The 17,002-nt window shown below is 73.2% G+C and carries 9 protein-coding genes; 6 read left to right on the top strand and 3 right to left on the bottom strand.

Annotated features, from left to right (window positions below):
• Positions 1-18 precede the first annotated feature (18 nt).
• Together ACWGIH_RS02365 and ACWGIH_RS02360 are read right to left on the bottom strand one after the other, a co-directional pair.
• Positions 19-1,173, bottom strand: coding sequence for an acyltransferase family protein (locus ACWGIH_RS02365; protein ID WP_453448678.1), 1,155 nt, complete (start codon positions 1,171-1,173; stop codon positions 19-21).
• The gene (locus ACWGIH_RS02360) at positions 1,170-2,942 is read right to left on the bottom strand and encodes a hypothetical protein (RefSeq protein ID WP_453448677.1); all 1,773 of its coding nucleotides are present in this window, start codon (positions 2,940-2,942) and stop codon (positions 1,170-1,172) included. The genes ACWGIH_RS02365 and ACWGIH_RS02360 overlap by 4 nt, the downstream gene beginning before the upstream one ends.
• 157 nt (positions 2,943-3,099) lie before the next feature.
• On the opposite strand from ACWGIH_RS02360, the gene ACWGIH_RS02355 reads away from it, so the two are divergent.
• Both ACWGIH_RS02355 and ACWGIH_RS02350 read left to right on the top strand, forming a co-directional pair.
• A complete protein-coding gene (locus ACWGIH_RS02355; RefSeq protein ID WP_453448676.1) occupies positions 3,100-4,077 on the top strand; it encodes a hypothetical protein in 978 nt (325 codons plus the stop codon).
• A 10-nt stretch (positions 4,078-4,087) separates the two neighbouring features.
• Positions 4,088-6,925: a stealth conserved region 3 domain-containing protein gene (locus tag ACWGIH_RS02350; protein WP_453448675.1), complete on the top strand. Its 2,838-nt coding sequence runs from the start codon at positions 4,088-4,090 to the stop codon at positions 6,923-6,925.
• Here the strand turns inward: ACWGIH_RS02350 and ACWGIH_RS02345 are convergent.
• Entirely contained in the window at positions 6,910-9,018 is a 2,109-nt protein-coding gene (locus tag ACWGIH_RS02345) for a bifunctional glycosyltransferase/CDP-glycerol:glycerophosphate glycerophosphotransferase (protein WP_453448674.1), read from the bottom strand. The genes ACWGIH_RS02350 and ACWGIH_RS02345 overlap by 16 nt on opposite strands.
• A 151-nt stretch (positions 9,019-9,169) precedes the next feature.
• Between ACWGIH_RS02345 and ACWGIH_RS02340 the strand changes: the two genes are divergently transcribed.
• The 4 genes from ACWGIH_RS02340 to galE all read left to right on the top strand — a co-directional run bounded on the left by ACWGIH_RS02340 (position 9,170) and on the right by galE (position 17,000).
• Complete coding sequence (locus ACWGIH_RS02340) at positions 9,170-12,661, top strand: CDP-glycerol glycerophosphotransferase family protein (protein ID WP_453448673.1); 3,492 nt, start codon at positions 9,170-9,172, stop codon at positions 12,659-12,661.
• Between the two features lie 2 nt (positions 12,662-12,663).
• Entirely contained in the window at positions 12,664-14,271 is a 1,608-nt protein-coding gene (locus tag ACWGIH_RS02335; RefSeq protein WP_453448711.1) for a hypothetical protein, read from the top strand.
• Positions 14,272-14,306: 35 nt separating this feature from the next.
• Positions 14,307-15,953, top strand: a complete 1,647-nt coding sequence (locus ACWGIH_RS02330; protein ID WP_453448672.1) for a glycosyltransferase family 2 protein — start codon at positions 14,307-14,309, stop codon at positions 15,951-15,953.
• A 63-nt stretch (positions 15,954-16,016) separates the two neighbouring features.
• A complete protein-coding gene (galE, locus tag ACWGIH_RS02325) occupies positions 16,017-17,000 on the top strand; it encodes a UDP-glucose 4-epimerase GalE (RefSeq protein ID WP_453448671.1) in 984 nt (327 codons plus the stop codon).
• The last annotated feature ends 2 nt before the right edge of the window (positions 17,001-17,002 follow it).

Genomic DNA, 17,002 nt, shown 5'->3' with positions numbered 1-17,002 from the left:
TTCCGGCATCACACGCATTTAGCGTGTACCGACACAGCTGCGCGGGGTCCGCCGGGCACACCACTTCCTCGCCGGTTCCTCGACGTACGTGTAGAGCGCCCAGGACAGCGCCGTCACGACGACGCCGACGCCGAGGAGCGTGAACACCGCGACGTTCTCCGGCTGCGGGCGGCCCCAGGTGTCGAGGATCAGCCGGTTGAGGGTCTGGTGCAGCAGATAGAAGGCGTACGACCAGAGCCCGAGCAGCACCATCGGGCGCGAGCAGAGCCAGCCGCGGCGGCCGGACAGCTCGCGCTGGACGTAGGCGGCGATGAACAGGACGGCGAAGAGGGCCGCGACCGACCGCAGGGCCCAGGTGAGCTGGCCCGCCGCGTACGGACCGAACAGGGCCGCGCGGTGGCTGTGGACGACGGCGTAGGCGACGAAGCAGGCGAAGAGCACCGGCGGGCTCACGCGGATCCGGTGTCCGCGGCGCAGGGCCAGGGCGCAGGCCATGCCCACGCCGAACTCCGGGAGCCGGGTCAGCGGGTGCCGCATGACCCATTCGCTGGCGAAGGGCGAAAGGTGGGTGGCCGTCCACCAGTTGAGCGCCCACATCGCGACGAGCCCGCCGACGGCGAGCACGGCGAGGGTGCGGGTGCGCAGGCGCAGGACGTGGCGGATCGCGAAGGGGAAGAGGAGGTAGAAGAAGACCTCGACGCTGAGGGTCCAGGCGACGCCGTTGCCGGGGAACATCGGGGTGACGCCGGGGAACCACGTCTGCACGAGGAACAGCGAGGCGACGAAGCTCAGGACGTCCGTCGGCACGCCTCCCCAGAGGTAGAAGACCCAGATGCAGGGCACGGTGGCGACCAGGTGGGCGGGCCAGATGCGGCCGAACCTGCGCCAGTAGAAGAGGCCGGCGCGGGCGCCGGGGCGGTGGCCCCAGGTGAGCAGGAAGCCGGAGAGCACGAAGAAGAAGTCGACCCCGGTCGCGCCAAGGCGCGAGTACGGGAAGAGCAGCGGCGCGTGGGCGACGCCGCCGTACGCGCTGAGCCCGGTGAAGTGGTGCACGAACACCGCGAAAGCGGCGAGGAAACGCATCCCGGTGAGGGAGTCGACCCGGGACTCGGGGGCGTCGGGGGTGACCGGTCCGGGGAGCGGCCGGGTCTGGCGCGGGAGAGCCGTCGTCATGCCGGGGCCCCCTCGCCCGCGCGCAGGGCGGGGCCGCAGCCCGCCGGGCGCATCTCGGCGACCATGGCGTCCAGGGCCGGGCCCACGCGCGCGCGGAGCGCGGTGATCCGGGCCGGGTCGCGTACCGCTGCCGTCAGGACGTAGTCGCCTCCGTTGCCCTCGCGGTAGAGGGGCACGTAGCCCGCGGCGGCCAGGCGGGGCGCGGTCAGGCCCGACTTGGCGGTCCAGGCGGCGTGGACGTGGAGCAGTTCGGGGCGCACCTCGTGCAGGACGTAGCGGCGCAGGCCGGCCGGGTCTCCGGCCGCGTACGCGGCGGCCACCCGGCGGTCGGTCAGGCCCGCGACGTCCACGACACGCAGACGCGAGGTCAGCAGGGTGCCGCCGAGGTCGGGCAGGGCGACGGTGGCGTCGCGCAGGCCCAGGTACGCGGCGTACGCGTTGAAGGTGTGGCCGTAACGCTCGGCGACGAAGCACATGGACAGGGTGGGGCGGTCGACGAACCTGCTGTTCTGCGCGGCCTGTCCGGTGACCGCGAGCAGCAGGGCGCCCGCGAGCGCGCAGCCGGTCAGGACGCGCGCGCGGGGTCGTTCCGCGCGCCAGACGGTGGCCGCGGCAAGGGCGAGCGCCGTCGCGGCGAGCACCCACACCGGGGTCGCGAAGCGGTACAGCGCCATCCAGTCGCGGCCGAGCACGCCGTACGCCAGGAGGGTCAGGGCCAGCGGGACGAGCAGCGCGACCAGGGCCCTGCGGGACGGTCCGGGGCGGGCGAGCGCGATGCCCGCGCAGGCCGCGCCGATCAGGGCGAGCGCCCAGCCGCCGTACGTCAACAGCTCACCGGTGGCGGCGAGTTGACCGAGTCGTGGGGGCCGCTGGGCCTTGGCGACCGCGGTGTTCGGGACCCAGAGGCCGAAGGTCGCGCGACGCCACAGCAGGAACGCCGCGTAGGGCACCGCGAAGGTGCCGCAGCTCAGCGCCACCGCCCGCACGGCCCGCGCGAGGTGGTCCTTGCGCAGGAACAGCAGGACGGTGACCGGGTAGGCGGCGGCGAGCACCGCGCCGTCCGGGCGGGTCAGCGCGGCGAGCAGGGCGACGGCCCCCGCGGTGGCGGCGACGGCGGGCCGCAGCAGGGTGCCGCGGACGGCCGCCCGGACGAGCAGGGCGCCGGTCGCGGCGGCCGTCAGTGCGTACAGCGGGTTCTCGAGCCCCGAGAAGGACCACGCCACGTACGACAGGTTCGCGGCGAGGACGGCGCCGGTCAGCGACGTCACGGCCCAGGACCGGCCCGGCAGCACGGCGCGCGCCGCCACGGCCACGCAGGCGAGGACGCCCGCCGTGCAGAGCAGCGCGAGGGCCTTGGGGTAGAGCACCAGGTCGCTGACGCCGAGGAGCGCGCCGTGGTCGAAGAGGCCGAGCCTGCGGCCGACGACGAGCAGCGCGAGCCAGGAGGGGTTGGAGTACCCCTCGACGGGGTCGGCGCCCGGCTGCTGCACGGGGCCGAGGCCCTCGTCGATGCTCCGGGCGTAGGCGAAGGTGATGGCCGCGTCGTCCACGATCCACTGGCCGAGCGCGCTCGCACGCCAGGCGACGAGCAGGGTCGCGACGGCGACGGCCGCGGGGTCGGCCCAGCGGTGGCACGCGGCCATGGCCTTCGGGAAGCGGGCCGGAGAGGGGGCTCCGGCCCGCGGCGAGGACGGTGGTGCGGATGGCGGGGCGGGCGGCGGTGCGGATGGTTCCTTGCGGCTCTGGAACTGCGCGAGGGGACTGATCATTGAGGGAATAACTTACACATATCGCCACAAGTCACTCGTGCGTCCGCCACGCGGGTGACCCGCACGCGGCCTCCCCCTGCCCCGGGGTGAACAACGGGCAAAGTGGCACAATGCACCACATTGGGTTCACGCTTGGGTTCGCATTTGGGTTCGCGCCATGACCCCGGCCCTGCCGCCCGCGGCACGGCGGCTCCTCGCCACCGCACGGACCACCCGCTTCCGAGCGGAACGCGCCGCCGCGGGCCGGGTCGGCGGCGGGGCTAAGGCCCTCCTGGCGCCCGTGCATCTCTCGATCCGGGACAGCCGTACGCTCAACGTCGCCGTCGCCGCTCTCCCCGACGAGCAGGTCGAGCGGGCCCAGCTCGTCATCTCGCGCGGCCACCGCAGGTTCCGTATCCCGCTCGCGTTCGAACAGCACGCGCACGGCGGTCTGCTGCTGGCCGGGACCGGCACGCTGCGGGACGCGCTCGCCGCCGAGAACACCCCTGGCTGCCCCCGCCTCGGTGAAGGTGTCTGGCGGCTCACGGTCGTCACCGCCGACGCCCGCGGACGCGTACTGCGGCGCGGCATCGGCATCGACGGGGACGCCCAACTGCCGCCCACGCCCACCGTCCGGCACGCCCCCGACCCCCGCACCGGAACGCTCATCCGCGTCGTCCGGTGCCGCAGCGGGCGCGCGGTGCTGCAGGTGACGCGGTCAAGGCCGCGCGCCGAGCTCGTGCGGTTCGTGCCCGGCGGTGACGGCATCGTCGTACACGGGCGGCTCGTCATGGCGGGCGCGTCGCGGCGGTGGCGGGCGCAGGCCGTGCGGCGGCGGGACGGGGTGACCGTGCCCGTCGGGGCGGTGTGGGAGGGCGCGGAGTTCAGCTTCCGGCTGCCGCTCGGGGAGATGGCGGGGGCGAGTGAGGGCCAGTGGGTGTGGGACTTCCACGTCACGGCGGACGCCCAGGGCGGCTCGTCCCCGCTCCCCCTCGGCCGCCGGCTCTCCGACGTGCGCGACCCCTCGGCCGCCTGCCCGACCCCGTTCCGTGTCTTCGCCCTGCCCGGCGGCTCCCTCGTCCGCGCCCACGCGCACTTCACCAAGTCCGGTGGCTTCGCGGTCACCTGCTGGGACATCACGGCCCTGGCCTCATGAAGGAGACCTCATGAAGATCACGTACCTCCTCGGCTGGGGCGACGAGATGGGCGGCACCGAGCTGGCCACCTACACCCAGGCGCAGCACCTCGCGGACCGGCACGACGTCGAGGTCATCTCCGTCTTCCGGACCCGCCCCGAGCCGTTCTTCCCCGAGGCCCGCAGCCTCCCCGTGCGCTATCTCGTCGACCGCACGGTCTCCCCCGAGCGTCCGGTGCGCGGCTCGCGCCTGGACGAGGCCGCCTGCCGCACCCTGGCCGCGCTGCCGAGCGAACTGATCAAGCCCTCCTGGGAGTCCGCCTTCGACCGCCTCTCCGACATCGAGATGGCCGCCGCCCTGACCACCCTGGACACCGACGTCCTGGTCACCACGACGCCCGCCCTGATGGCCGCCGCCGTCGCACTCGTCCCGGCCAGGGTCGTCACCGTGCACCAGGAGCACCGCCCCACCCAGCGCCGCGGCCCCTCCGGCGAACCCCTGCTCCTGCACGCGCCGCGCCTGGACGCCCTGGTCACGCTCACCGACCGCACCCGCGACTGGATCGCGGAGTCCCTCGGCGCCACCGCCCCCGAGCTTGCGGTCATCCCGAACGCGGTGCCGGACGGCTTCAGGCCCCGCGCCGACGGCGAGAGCAAGGTCATCGTCACGGCCGCGCGCCTCACCGGCGAGAAGCGCGTCGACCACGCCGTACGCGCCTTCGCCGAAGTCGCCGACGCCTACCCCGACTGGACCCTGCGCGTCTTCGGGGGCGGCCACCGCGAGCAGAGCCTGCGCCGCCTCGTCGACGGCTTCGGCCTCCAGGACCGGGTCGAACTCCTCGGCCCCTGCCAGGACATGGCCGCCGAGTGGGCCAAGGCGGGGCTCACGCTGATGACCGCGGGCCACAACGAGGCGTTCCCCCTCGTGCTGCTCGAAGCGCTGGCCGCGGGTGTGCCCGTGGTCGCGTACGACGTCCTGACCGGGCCCGCCGAGATCATCAGGCACCGCGTCGACGGGCTGCTCGTGCCGCCCGGCGAGGTGGGCGAACTGGCCGCGGCGATGGGTGAGTTGATGGGCGATCCGGAGACCAGGAGGTCCTACGCCCGGGCCGCACGCGAAGGCGTCTACGCCCGCTTCTCCTCCGCCGACGTCACGGCGCGCTGGCAGGAGCTGTACTCCCGGCTCGTGGCGCGGCGCGACGCCCCCGAGCGCCTCGACGACCGCGCGGACCGGGTGGCGCTCGGTGTCGCCTCCGGCGGCAGCGGCTTCCGCCCGACCACGCCGTACACCCTGGACGCCCCGCCGAGCACCGAGGAGCGTGCCCGCGAGGACGAGATCGCAGCCGCCGACACGAGCGGCCTGCTCATCCGCTCCGTGGGCCGGCTCGCCGAGCGCCGCGACGACATCCTCGCGCCGGCCATGACGGACTGGAACCTCGAGATCGCGGCCACCGCGCTGGAGTCGGCGGACATCCCGTACGTCCTCGTCCGTACGTCCGGCACCACGCACACGCTCGCCGTGGCCGACGACGAGCGGGAGGGGGCGCTCAAGGCGCTCTCCGAGTCCCTGCACGGCCAGCCCGTCTACGCCGAACTGATCCGTCCCCGGGACGCGGCCCCCGGCGTCGTGCTCGCCGAGCGGCTCGACGGCATCGGCGAGGTCGCGGGCATCAAGCTCTTCAAGCCGGTGACCACGACGACGCTCTCCTTGCGCCACGGCGTTCAGCAGGCCTGCACGGTGGCGTTCTGGCCGCGGGTCGACGGCAGCGTCGCCGGGACCGGGGCCGACGCCCGGCGCGCCCCCTTCGGCACCACCCTCGCCGGGTCCGAGCTGCCTTCGCTGGCGCCCACCGCCACTCTGCGGGTGGGCGATCGCACGTACCCGACGCCGGACGTCTTCGCCCAAGTCCTCATCGGTGACGTCGACTTCCCCATTGACGCGGTCTACACCTGGGTCGACGACTCCGACCCCGAGTGGCGTGCCCGCCGCGCGGAGGCGCTCGGCAGGCCCGAGGACGACACGTCGCCGGACCATGGCGCCGTCCGCTTCCGCAACCGCGACGAACTGCGTTATTCGCTGCGCTCCCTGGCGATGTACGCGCCCTGGATCCGGCACGTCCACCTCGTCACCGCGGGCCAGCGGCCGTCGTGGCTCGACGAGGACCACCCGGGCCTCACGGTGATCGACCACCGCGACCTCTTCGCCGATCCGGACGCCGCGCTCCCCACCTTCAACTCCCACTCCATCGAGAGCCAACTGCACCGCATCGAGGGCCTGTCGGAGCACTTCCTCTATCTGAACGACGACATGTTCCTCGGGCGCCCCACCACCCCGGAGACGTTCTTCCTCAGCTCGGGCACCGCCCGCTTCTTCTGGTCGTCGGCCTCGGTGCCCGCGACGCCCGTGTCCCCGGAGGACGAGGGCTACCTGGCGGCGGCGAAGAACAACCGGGAGCTGCTGCGGGAGGCGTTCGGCAGGACCACGACCCACAGCTTCTTCCACGCCCCCTACGCCCTGCACCGCAGCGTCCTCGCGGAGCTCACCGAACGCTTCCCGGAGGAACTCGGGGCGACCGCGCGCAGCCGCTTCCGCTCGAACGGCGACCTGGCCCTGGTCTCGTCCCTGCACCACCACTACGCGTACCTCACCGGCCGCGCGGTGCCCGCGGGCATCGCGTACGACTTCGTGGACATCGGCACCCGCACCGACCACGCACGCCTCGGCCAACTGCTCCAGGGCCGCAACAAGACGGCCTTCTGCATCGGCGAGTCCCCGAACAGCGAACTGACGGACGAGGAAATGGCCCTGGCCATGCGCGCGTTCCTGGCGGCGTACTTCCCGGTGCGCTCCCCCTACGAGCGGGGCTGATCCGCCAGGAAGAGCCGCCGGACCACCCTCTCGGCGGCTCTTCCGTCGTCGTACGGGCAGAACCGGTCCCGGAAGGCCGCCCGGAGTGCCGTCGCCTCCGCCGAGTTCCAGGCCCCGTCCCGGAACAACCGCACCAGCTCCTCCTCGTCCCGCGCCACCGCCCCCGGCGTCTCCCCCGCCCGCCCCGAGAGCAGGTCGAAGTACGTCCCCCGCGCCAGCCGGTAGGCCTGCCAGTCGGGGGCGTACGTCACGATCGGGCGGTCCAGGCAGGCGTAGTCGAACATCAGGGACGAGTAGTCCGTGACGAGGGCGTCCGCGGCCAGGCAGAGGTCCTCCACGCGCGCGTGGCCGGTGACGTCGATGAGCCGGGGGTGGGCGCGCAGGCCCGCGTCGGCGCCGTAGAAGTAGTGGGCGCGGACCAGGACGACGTACTCCTCGCCCAGCGACCGCACGAGGCGTTCCAGGTCGACGCGGGGCGAGAAGCCCTTCTGGTAGTCGCGGTGCGTGGGGGCATAGAGCAGGGCCGTCCGGCCGTCCCCGATCCCCAGCTCCTCGCGGAGGGCCGCGATCTCGGGCTTTCCGGCCGTGAAGTAGACGTCGTTGCGCGGGTAGCCCGCTTCCAGGGCCTCGTACGCGGTCGAGGGGTACACCCGTTCCCAGATTTCCGTGGAGTGCGGGTTCGCGGAGAGGCTGTAGTCCCACTGGTCGGTGTGGTCGAGGATCTTCTGGAAGCTGATGCCGTGCGTGCCCGCCGGGTAGCGGCGCTGGTCCAGGCCCATCTTCTTGAGCGGTGTGCCGTGGTGGGTCTGCAGGTAGACCTGGCCGGGGCGTTTGGTGAAGCCCCCGGGGAAGCTGGAGTTGTTGATCAGGTAGGTCGCTCGCGCCATGGTCTGCCAGTAGCCGCGCGAGCCCTCGATGACGTACTCGACCCCGGGCGGTACGCGGTGCTTGTTGCGGGACGAGACCACCCATACGCCCCTGATGTGCGGGGCGAGTTCGCGGGCCTTGGCGTGGATGGCGGCCGGGTTGCAGGAGACTCCGCGGTTCCAGTACGCGCCGTAGACCGCGAGGTGGGGGTCGAGGGGGCGGCGCAGATCGGCGCGGTAGGTGAGGCGCATGGCCCGGGCGCGCAGCTTCTTCTTCTGCTGCTTGAGCCTGCGGGTGAGGCCGCTCCTGCGGGACCGGCTCTTGCGGTGCGCCTCGTAGGCGGCGTACGAGGCCGTGGCGAGGGCGCGTTCCCCGGGGGTTGCCGCCGGGCCCGCCGGTCCGTACGTCCGGTAGAGGCGCGCCGCCCCGCGGAAGAAGTCCTTGCGGTCGCCCGGTGTGATGCGCCCCGCGTCGTCGAGCACGGCGAGCAGATGCCTGGCCGCGTGCGGGACGAGCCGGGCGCGGTCGGCGGGGTCGGCCGCCGCAAGGAGTTCCTCGTACCGGCCGATGAGCGCGAAGTGCGCCCGGCCCGGCGTCTTGGCGAAGCTGCCGCCGCGCCGCTCGCGCCAGCGGATGCAGGGCCTGTCGAGGACGGCGGTGCGCACGCCGGGCGCCAGGGTCGCGCGGCGCACCGGCACCACGTCCTCGTACGGGCCGTCGCTGAACGCGAGGCGGCGCTCCTGCCAGAACGCGCGCCGGTAGACACGGTTCCAGGGGGCGACGGTGACGGCGAGGGGGTCTCCCGCGAGGTCGTCGCCGCCCGCGCGCACGTTCTCCCACCAGTCGACGCGGTCGTGGCCGAGGAGGAGGACGTCCGGGTCGTCCGCCGCGTCGACGGCCTCGGCGATCGCCTCAAGGGCGCCCGGCAGGAGCAGGTCGTCGCCGTCGAGGAAGAGGAGATGGGTGCCGGTGGCGCGGTCCGCGCCGATGTTGCGGGCGGGTCCTGCGCCCGCGTGGGCCGGGAGGCGTACGAGTTGCACGCGCGGGTCGCGCTCCGCACACTCCGCGGCGATCGCGGCGGACGCGTCGGGCGACGCGTCGTCCACGACGATCAGCTCCAGATCGCCGCCGGCCCGGCAGAAGGACTGGTCGAGCACGGAGTCCAGGCATTCCCGCAGGTAGCCCTGGACGCGATGGGCGGGGACGACAACCGAGAAGCGCGACATGGACACCGACGGTAGCCAGCCGGACACGGCCTGTCGACGACCCCGCATCACTCATTGGGGTGAAGGGGGGCAAAGAAATTGACCGGAACGGGCAAAGGGGATGAATACGCCCGTACTCCCATGATTGCTCCCCCGTGAAAGGCCGGTCGCCGTGCAGCCCCGTCTCAGCGTCGTCGTGCCCATCTACAACGTCGAAGAGTTTCTGGAGGAGTGCCTGGAGTCGATCGCCGGGCAGACCATGGCCGACCTGGAGGCCGTGCTCGTCGACGACGGCTCCACGGACGGCAGCCCGCGGATCGCACGTGAGTTCGCGGCGAAGGACCCGCGGTTCGTCTATGTGCGCCAGCCGAACGCGGGCCTCAGCGCCGCCCGCAACACCGGGGTCCGGCACGCGACCCCGACCGCCGAGTACCTGGCCTTCGTCGACAGCGACGACGTCGTGCCGCACGACGCGTACGCCCGGATGACCGCGAGCCTGGACTCGACCGGGTCCGACTTCGCCAGCGGCAACGTCTGGCGCCTGAACGAGCGCGGCCGCCAGCAGGCCTGGCAGTACAAGTGGCTCACCGAACCGCGCTCGCGCACCCACATCAGCCGCGACCTGGACCTCCTCGCGGACCGCGTCGCCTGGAACAAGGTCTTCCGGCGGGCTTTCTGGGACCGGCACGGCTTCACCTTCCCCGAGGGCAAGCTGTACGAGGACACGCCCGTCATGATCCCCGCGCACTTCCTCGCGGGCTCCGTGGACGTGCTGAGCGACCACGTCTACTACTGGCGGGTGCGCGAGGGCTCGATCACCCGGCGGCGCACGGACGTCAAGGGCGTGCGCGACCGGATCGCCGCGTGCGCGCACGTCAGCGCCTTCCTCGCCGAACACGCGCCCGAGATGCGGGGGACGTACGACACCTCCTGCCTGCGCGACGACTTCGTGTACTTCCTGGAGGGCCTGCCGATGGGCGGGCCCGAGTACCGCGCCGCCTTCGTGAAGGGCGCCGCCGCCTTCCTGCGCCGGGCCGATCCGGGGGTCATCGCGGGGCTCCCGGTGTCCCTGCGGGTGAAATGGCACCTCGTGCGCGAAGGGCGCACCGCCGACCTGATCGACCTGCTCACCTTCGAACAGCGCAACAACAAGAACGCCTTCCAGGTCCGCGGGGTGGTGCGGCGCAGCGCCGCCTATCCGCGCGGTTCCGGCGGTCACATCCGGGTGCCGCAGGAGATCGCCCGGCTCGGCCGTGGCGAACTGCCGGTCATCGCCCGGGTACGGGAGGCCGGCTGGAGCCCCGACGGGCTGCTGCGGATCAGCGGATACGCGTACGTCCGCAACCTGGAGGCGACGCGCCCCGGGCACTCCGTCAAGGCCGCCGTCCTCAAGTCGACCAGCAGCAGGGTCCAGTTGAGGAGGGTCGCCACCCGGACGGTCGCCGCCCCGCAGGCCACCGAGAACTCCCGGCAGCGGCTGCACTGTTACGACCTCTCCGGGTTCGAGATGACCGTCGACCCCGAGCAGCTGAAGACCGGCGGCCGGTGGCGGCCGGGCAACTGGCTGCTCGGGGTGGTCGTCGCGGGCCACGGTTCGGTGCGGCGGGCCGCCGTACGCCCGCTGGACGGGCCGGCCACCCAGTCCGTCGTGCGGGAACTGGGCGACGGGCTCCGCCTCGTCCTCGGCTTCAGCAAGGGGCGCCTGGTGCTGCGGATCCAGGAGTACGTGGCGCGGGTCGACGCCCATCGCCGGGACGGCGACGACATGGTCCTGAGCGGCCATCTGCCGAGCCACCTGCGTCCGACGGCCCTGCGCCTGACGCACAAGCACTCATCGGCGGAGTTCGATTACCCCGTGACGCTGCCGGGCGACGACCGCTTCGACGTACGGGTGCGTCTCGCGGACCTGGAGGACATCGCGCCGACCCCGCACCTGGCCCCCAAGGAGGTCGAGCCCCCGCACGGCGACCGCTGGCAGGCCAACCTGGTGCTGCCCGACGGCAAGCTGAAGTCCCTCGCGGCGGCCCTCGACCTGCCCCCCGGCCGGTACGCGTCCCGCACAGGCGGCCGCGAACTGTGCGCGTCGGCGAACGACCAGGGCCAGCTGGTCGTCGAGCTGACCCGGCAGCCGATCGCCGACCGGGTGGCGTGGAGCACGGACGGCACGCTGACGATCGAGGGCACGGTGTCCGACGCGACCCCGGACGCGGCGGAACTGGTGCTCCGGCACAGCGGCAGGGACGAGGAGGTGACCGTCCCGGTGGAACGTTCCGCCGGACGTTTCCGGGCAGTGGTGGCGCCCGGGGGCGGGGTGCTGCGGGAGGGGCGCTGGTACGCGTTCCTGCGGGAGGCGGGGCCCGACGGGGGTGAGACCGCCGCGCACGGCGCCTCGCAGGACGGCATGCCCGTGCGGCTGCTCGCCTCCGTGTCCGCCGCGTTCCCGGCCCACCAGACCGTGGACGGAAGGGAGTTCACCGCCGACCGCCGGTTCGGTGACCGGCTGCTGCTCGAAGCCGGGTCGGTGCTCACACGCGGCGAGCGGGGTGCCTACCGGCAGCACCGGCTGCGCACCGCGCACTATCCGCGGCAGCGCACCCTCCCCCTGCGGGACGCGGTGCTCTACTTCGACGGTGACTCCCCGCGCGCGGTCCACGAGGAGCTGGTGCGGCGCGGCGCGGACGTCGAGCACCTGTGGGTGACACAGGACCAGCAGACGCGGGTGCCCGCCGGGGCGAAGGGCGTGGAGGAGCACAGCACGGCCTTCCACGAGGCGCTCGCCCGCTGCCGGCGCATCGTCACCGCGGGCCATCTGCCCGACTTCTTCGAGCGGCGGGACGGGCAGACCGTCGTACAGACCTGGAACGGGGCGCCCCTCAAGCGCATCGGCACCGACCTCACCGACACCCTCTACGCCGACCACGGCCACCTCGACCTCCTGCCGAGGCTCTCGCGCCAGTGGGACGTGCTCGTCTCCCCGAACCGCTTCTCGACCCCCCACCTGGGGCGGGCGCTCGCCTACGAGGGGGAGGTCATGGAAGCGGGCTCGCCCCGCAACGACGTGTTCTTCTCCGACGACCGCACCAAGGTCGCCGAACGCGTGCGCCGCGAGCTGGGCATCGGCCCCGACAAGCGGATCGTCCTGTACGCGCCGACCTACCGGGACCACCTCGCCTACTCCCCCGGCCGCTTCCGCTACGAACCCGCGCTCGACTTCGCCGCGGCGCAGGACGTGCTCGGCGACGACCACGTCCTCCTGGTGCGCAAGCATCCGCTGACGGCGGGCCGGCTGCCCGGCGCCCGCGCACCCTTCGTACGCGATGTGTCGTCCCACCCCCGCACCGCCGAACTCCTGCTGGTCGCGGACGTGTTGGTGACGGACTACTCCTCCCTGATGTTCGACTTCGCGCACACCGGGCGTCCGATGCTCTTCCACGCCTACGACCTGGAGCACTACCGGGACACGGTCCGCGGCTTCTACCTCGACTTCGAGACCAGCGCCCCGGGGCCGCTGCTCGCCTCCACCGGCGAGGTCGTCGAGGCGCTGCGCGACCTGGACTCGCTCTCGGCGCGGCACGCGGAGGCGTACGCGGCGTTCCGCGAGGCCTACTGCGACCTGGACGACGGGCGGGCGGCGGCCCGTGTCGCGGAGAGGCTCATGCGATGACCATGGCGGCCACGCTCGGGACTCTCCGGGAGACCCACGGCGCGACGGCACTGAACCGGCGCAAGCGGTGGCGGCCGAGCCCGTACCTCGTGTTCGGCGGCCTCTTCTGGATCGTCATGTCGCTCGCCTTCTGGCGGGTGCCGATGTGCTGCGACTTCGGGCAGCACGCGGCGGTGATCGAGCGGCTCAAGGCCGACCTGCTGCATCCGCGGCACCCGATGGCGGACCTGCCCGGCGCGGGCAGCCCGTACTACTCGCCGTACGCGGTGGCGCAGGGTGTCTTCGCGCGGGCGACCGGGCTCGGGGGCTGGGAGGTCGTGAAGCTGGCGGGCCCCTTGAACCTCGTCGTGCTGCTCACGGGGCTCGGCCGGTTCGTGAAGGTCCTGACGTCACGTCAGTGGGCGCCCGTGCTCGCCCTGTTGGCGATGGTGTTGCTCTGGGGCACCCGGATGGCGTGGTGGAGCGGCTACCTCGGCCTGATGTCGATGACGGGGAATCTCGCCTACCCGTCGACGTTCGCGATCGGCCTGGCGTTCTGGGCGTGGGCGTGGGCGGGTTCGCTCGCGGCGTCACCCCGGGGCGTGGCGGCGTACGTGGGTCTCGGCGCGCTGTGCGGGGTGATCCTGCTCGTCCACCCGATCTCGTCCGTGGCCGCCGTGATCGGGGTGGTGGCCCTCGCCGCCTCGGCCCGGCGGCCCTTCGCGGCGCTCTGGAAGTGGGCGGCGACCGCCGTGACGGCGGCGGTGGTCGCGGCGAGCTGGCCATACTTCTCCGTCTTCTCGCTCGTCGGTGACGAGAGCGTCGACTGGATCCACCGGCAGCTCTACACCGAGATGCCGCAGCGGTTCTGGCTCGCGCTGATCGGCCTGCCCGCGCTCGCCCTCAGGTTCCGCGGGAACCGGCGCGACCCGCTGGTCCTGATGTTCGTCCTGGACTGCGCGGTCGTGGCGTACGGCTGGCTGAGCGGCCACTACACCTACGGCCGCATCCTGGGGCTGACCCTCGTCCCGCTCCAGTTCGCCCTCGCCGTCGAGCTGGCCGCGCCCCGCCCCTGGCGCCGGTGGCGCATGGCTCTGGGGGGTGTGGCGGCCACCGGAGCGGCCATCGGGTTCTGCACGCTGCAGGCGGGCGCCGTCGTGCCGAGGGCGCTCGATCCGGTGGGCTTCGACCAGCCGCCGCGCTGGCCGGGCTACGGCTGGGCGGTGAGTCAGATGGACAAGGGCGACGTCGTCCTGACCAACGGCTACTACCCCACCCGCTCCATCCCTGCGTACGGCGCCAATCTCGTCGCCCCGGCCTGGCCCGACGCCTCGCTGGCCGAGGACACGCGCAACCACCGCCTCCAGAAGGTGCGCGACTACCTCTCCGAGGATGCGACCCGCGCGGAACGCCTGCGCATCGTCCGCCGCTACGACGTGCGCTGGCTGCTGCTCTCCCCCGACCAGAAGGTGCCGGAGGAGGCCGTGGTGGTGGCGTGGGGGCCGCGGACGGGCGAGGTGCTTGCGCGGGTCAGCGGCGGGAACACGAACCGGGAAGACGGGAAAACGGGTGTGGGCGACGGCGACAGGAACCCGGAAGACAGCAACACGAACCGGCAGAAGACCCCCTAATCGGATAATTACTGGCAAGCACTAAAATTTCCCCCGTGGATCCCTCTCTGTCTCTCTCGCCCCCGTCGCCCCAGGTCTGCGTCGTCGTGATCGGCTACAACGACGCCGCGCACGTCACGGACGCGGTGCGCTCGGCGCTCGCCCAGGGCCCCGCCGTCCGCGAGGTGATCGCCGTCGACGACTGCTCGACCGACGGCAGCGGCCAGCTGCTCGCGTCGCTCGCCCAGGAGGATCCGCGCGTCACACCGATCCGCCGCGCCGCCAACAGCGGCGGCTGCGGCACCCCCCGCAACGACGGCATCGAGGCCACGACGTCCGCGTACGTGATGTTCCTCGACAGCGACGACGTGCTGCCGCCGGGCGCGGTGGACGCCCTCGTCGAGGCCGCCGCGCGGCACGACGCCGAGGTGGTCACGGGCCTGTGCGTACGCCGCGAACTGCCCTCAGGCCGCGAGACGCCCTGGCAGCCCATGCTCTACACGAAGCCGCGCCTCATCGCCCGTCCCGAGCTGCGCCCCCGCCTGGTCCACGACACCCTGTGCGTCAACAAGCTCTACCGCACCGACTTCCTGCGCAGGCACCAGCTCCGCTTCCCCGAGGGCCGCTTCACGTACGAGGACTTCGTCTTCACGGCCCGCGTCCTGGCCGCGGGCCCCCGCATCGCGCTGATCACGGACCCCGTCTACGTGTGGAACGTGCGGCGCACCGCGGCCAAGCTGTCGATCTCCCTCGACCGCTCGGGCATCGCCAACTGGCGGGACCGCCTCGAGGCCCACCGCCAGGCCGTCGAGATCCTGCGGGAGGCGCGGAGCGCTTCGGGCGACGCGGGCAAGCGGCTCGCCCGGGCCGCGCGGGCCAAGTTCATCGACCACAGCCTGCGGATGTACGCGCGGGAGCTCACCACGCGCAGCCCGGAGTACCGCAGGGAGTGGTGGACGGCCACGCGCGCGTACCTCGCGGCCTTCGACACGGCCGATCTGGACGCGGCGCCCGCGCCGGGCCGCATCATCGCCCGCGTGATCCTGGCGTCCCCCGAGCCGCGTGATCTGCCCCGCCTCCAGGAGGTGGCCGCCCGCCCCGCGCGCCTTTCACCTCCCTACGCGCGCTCGGCCGACGGCCGGACTCCCGTCTGGTCCCCCGACCTTCCCGAGGTGACGCTGGAACACCTCCTCGTACGCCCCATCCGTCTCCTCCCGCTCGCGGTGGACGCGGAGCTGCGGCCGCGCGCGGGCGGGAGCCGTCTCACGCTGCGGCTGCACGAGCTGTACGGGCGGGTGGCGGAAGCGGGCCCGACGACGGTCGACGTGGAGCTCGTGCCCAGGAGCGGCGAGGGCCCGGTGCTGCGCCGCACGGCGGCGTTCACTCCCGAGGGCGGCGAGGGGACGGACACCTGGCTGACCGAGGCCGTCCTCGACCTGGGGGCGCTCGGCGGGGGCGTATGGGACCTGCGGCTGCGCCTGCACTTCGGCGACGGGACGGCGCGCGAGACGACGGCGCGTGCGGTGGCGGGCCCGGGTCTGCTGCGGCGCACGGCGCTGCCGTCGCTGCGCGGGATCCTGCTGGCCCAGCCGTACCGGACGCAGGCGGGGAACCTGGCGGTGCGGCTCGCGCCGGGCCTGCGGGGCGTGCTGGGGGTGGCGCGCCGACGTCTCGCGCGCTGGGTGGGCGGAGGCGGTCACTGACACTGCCCGTACGCACCCCTCTGCGACACTGCACACCCGAATTCACACGGAAGGCTCACTGACATGACCTGGCTGATCACCGGCGGTGCGGGCTATATCGGGGCGCACGTCGCCCGCGCCATGACGGACGCGGGTGAGCGGGCCGTGGTCTACGACGACCTGTCCACGGGCCTCGCCGAGCGCGTCCCCGAGGACGTGCCGCTGGTGACCGGCTCGACCCTGGACGCGGATCTGCTGGCCCGCACGCTGAGGGAACACTCCGTCACGGGTGTCGTGCACCTGGCGGCGAAGAAGCAGGTCGGCGAGTCGGTGGAGCAGCCGCTGCGGTACTACCACGAGAACGTGGAGGGGCTGCGGGTCCTGCTGTCGGCCGTGACGGAGGCGGGGGTCGCGTCCTTCGTGCTCTCCTCGTCGGCGGCCGTGTACGGCATGCCCGACGTGGACCTGGTGACGGAGGAGACGCCGTGCCTGCCGATGAGTCCGTACGGCGAGACGAAGCTGGCGGGCGAGTGGCTGGTCCGCGCCACGGGCCGGGCGCACGGCCTGTCGACGGCGTCGCTGCGGTACTTCAACGTGGCGGGCGCGGCGAGCCCCGCGCTGGCCGACACGGGCGTCTACAACCTGGTCCCGATGGTCTTCGAGAAGCTCACGGCCGGTGCGGCGCCGCGTGTCTTCGGCGCGGACTACCCGACGCCTGACGGCACCTGCGTACGCGACTACATCCACGTGGCGGACCTCGCGGAGGCCCATGTGGCGACGGCCCGCAAGCTGGCCGCGGCGCCCGGCGGCACGGATCTGACGCTCAACATCGGCCGCGGCGAGGGCGTCTCGGTCCTGGAGATGGCCACCCTGATCAACGAGGTGACGGGATACGACCTGCCGCCCACCGTGGGACCCCGCCGCCCCGGCGACCCGGCCCGGGTGGTGGCGTCGGCGGACCGGATCGCCGCGGAACTGGGCTGGTCGGCCAAGCGGGACGTGCGGGAGATGGTGGCGTCGGCGTGGGCGGGGTGGCTGCGGACGCATCCGGAGGCGGACCGGAAGTAAGC

This window comes from Streptomyces sp. NPDC054872, assembly GCF_053610705.1.
The sequence above is the reverse complement of the archived record's forward strand: the minus strand, read 5'-3'. Positions and strand labels throughout refer to the sequence as shown.

Bases quoted from the DNA above. Each gene is read 5' to 3' on its own strand.
- ACWGIH_RS02365 (WP_453448678.1), bottom strand. From the start codon at position 1,173: ATGACGACGGCTCTCCCGCGCCAGACCCGGCCGCTCCCCGGACCGGTC.
- ACWGIH_RS02360 (WP_453448677.1), bottom strand. From the start codon at position 2,942: ATGATCAGTCCCCTCGCGCAGTTCCAGAGCCGCAAGGAACCATCCGCA.
- ACWGIH_RS02355 (WP_453448676.1), top strand. From the start codon at position 3,100: ATGACCCCGGCCCTGCCGCCCGCGGCACGGCGGCTCCTCGCCACCGCA.
- ACWGIH_RS02350 (WP_453448675.1), top strand. From the start codon at position 4,088: ATGAAGATCACGTACCTCCTCGGCTGGGGCGACGAGATGGGCGGCACC.
- ACWGIH_RS02345 (WP_453448674.1), bottom strand. From the start codon at position 9,018: ATGTCGCGCTTCTCGGTTGTCGTCCCCGCCCATCGCGTCCAGGGCTAC.
- ACWGIH_RS02335 (WP_453448711.1), top strand. From the start codon at position 12,664: ATGGCGGCCACGCTCGGGACTCTCCGGGAGACCCACGGCGCGACGGCA.
- galE (WP_453448671.1), top strand. From the start codon at position 16,017: ATGACCTGGCTGATCACCGGCGGTGCGGGCTATATCGGGGCGCACGTC.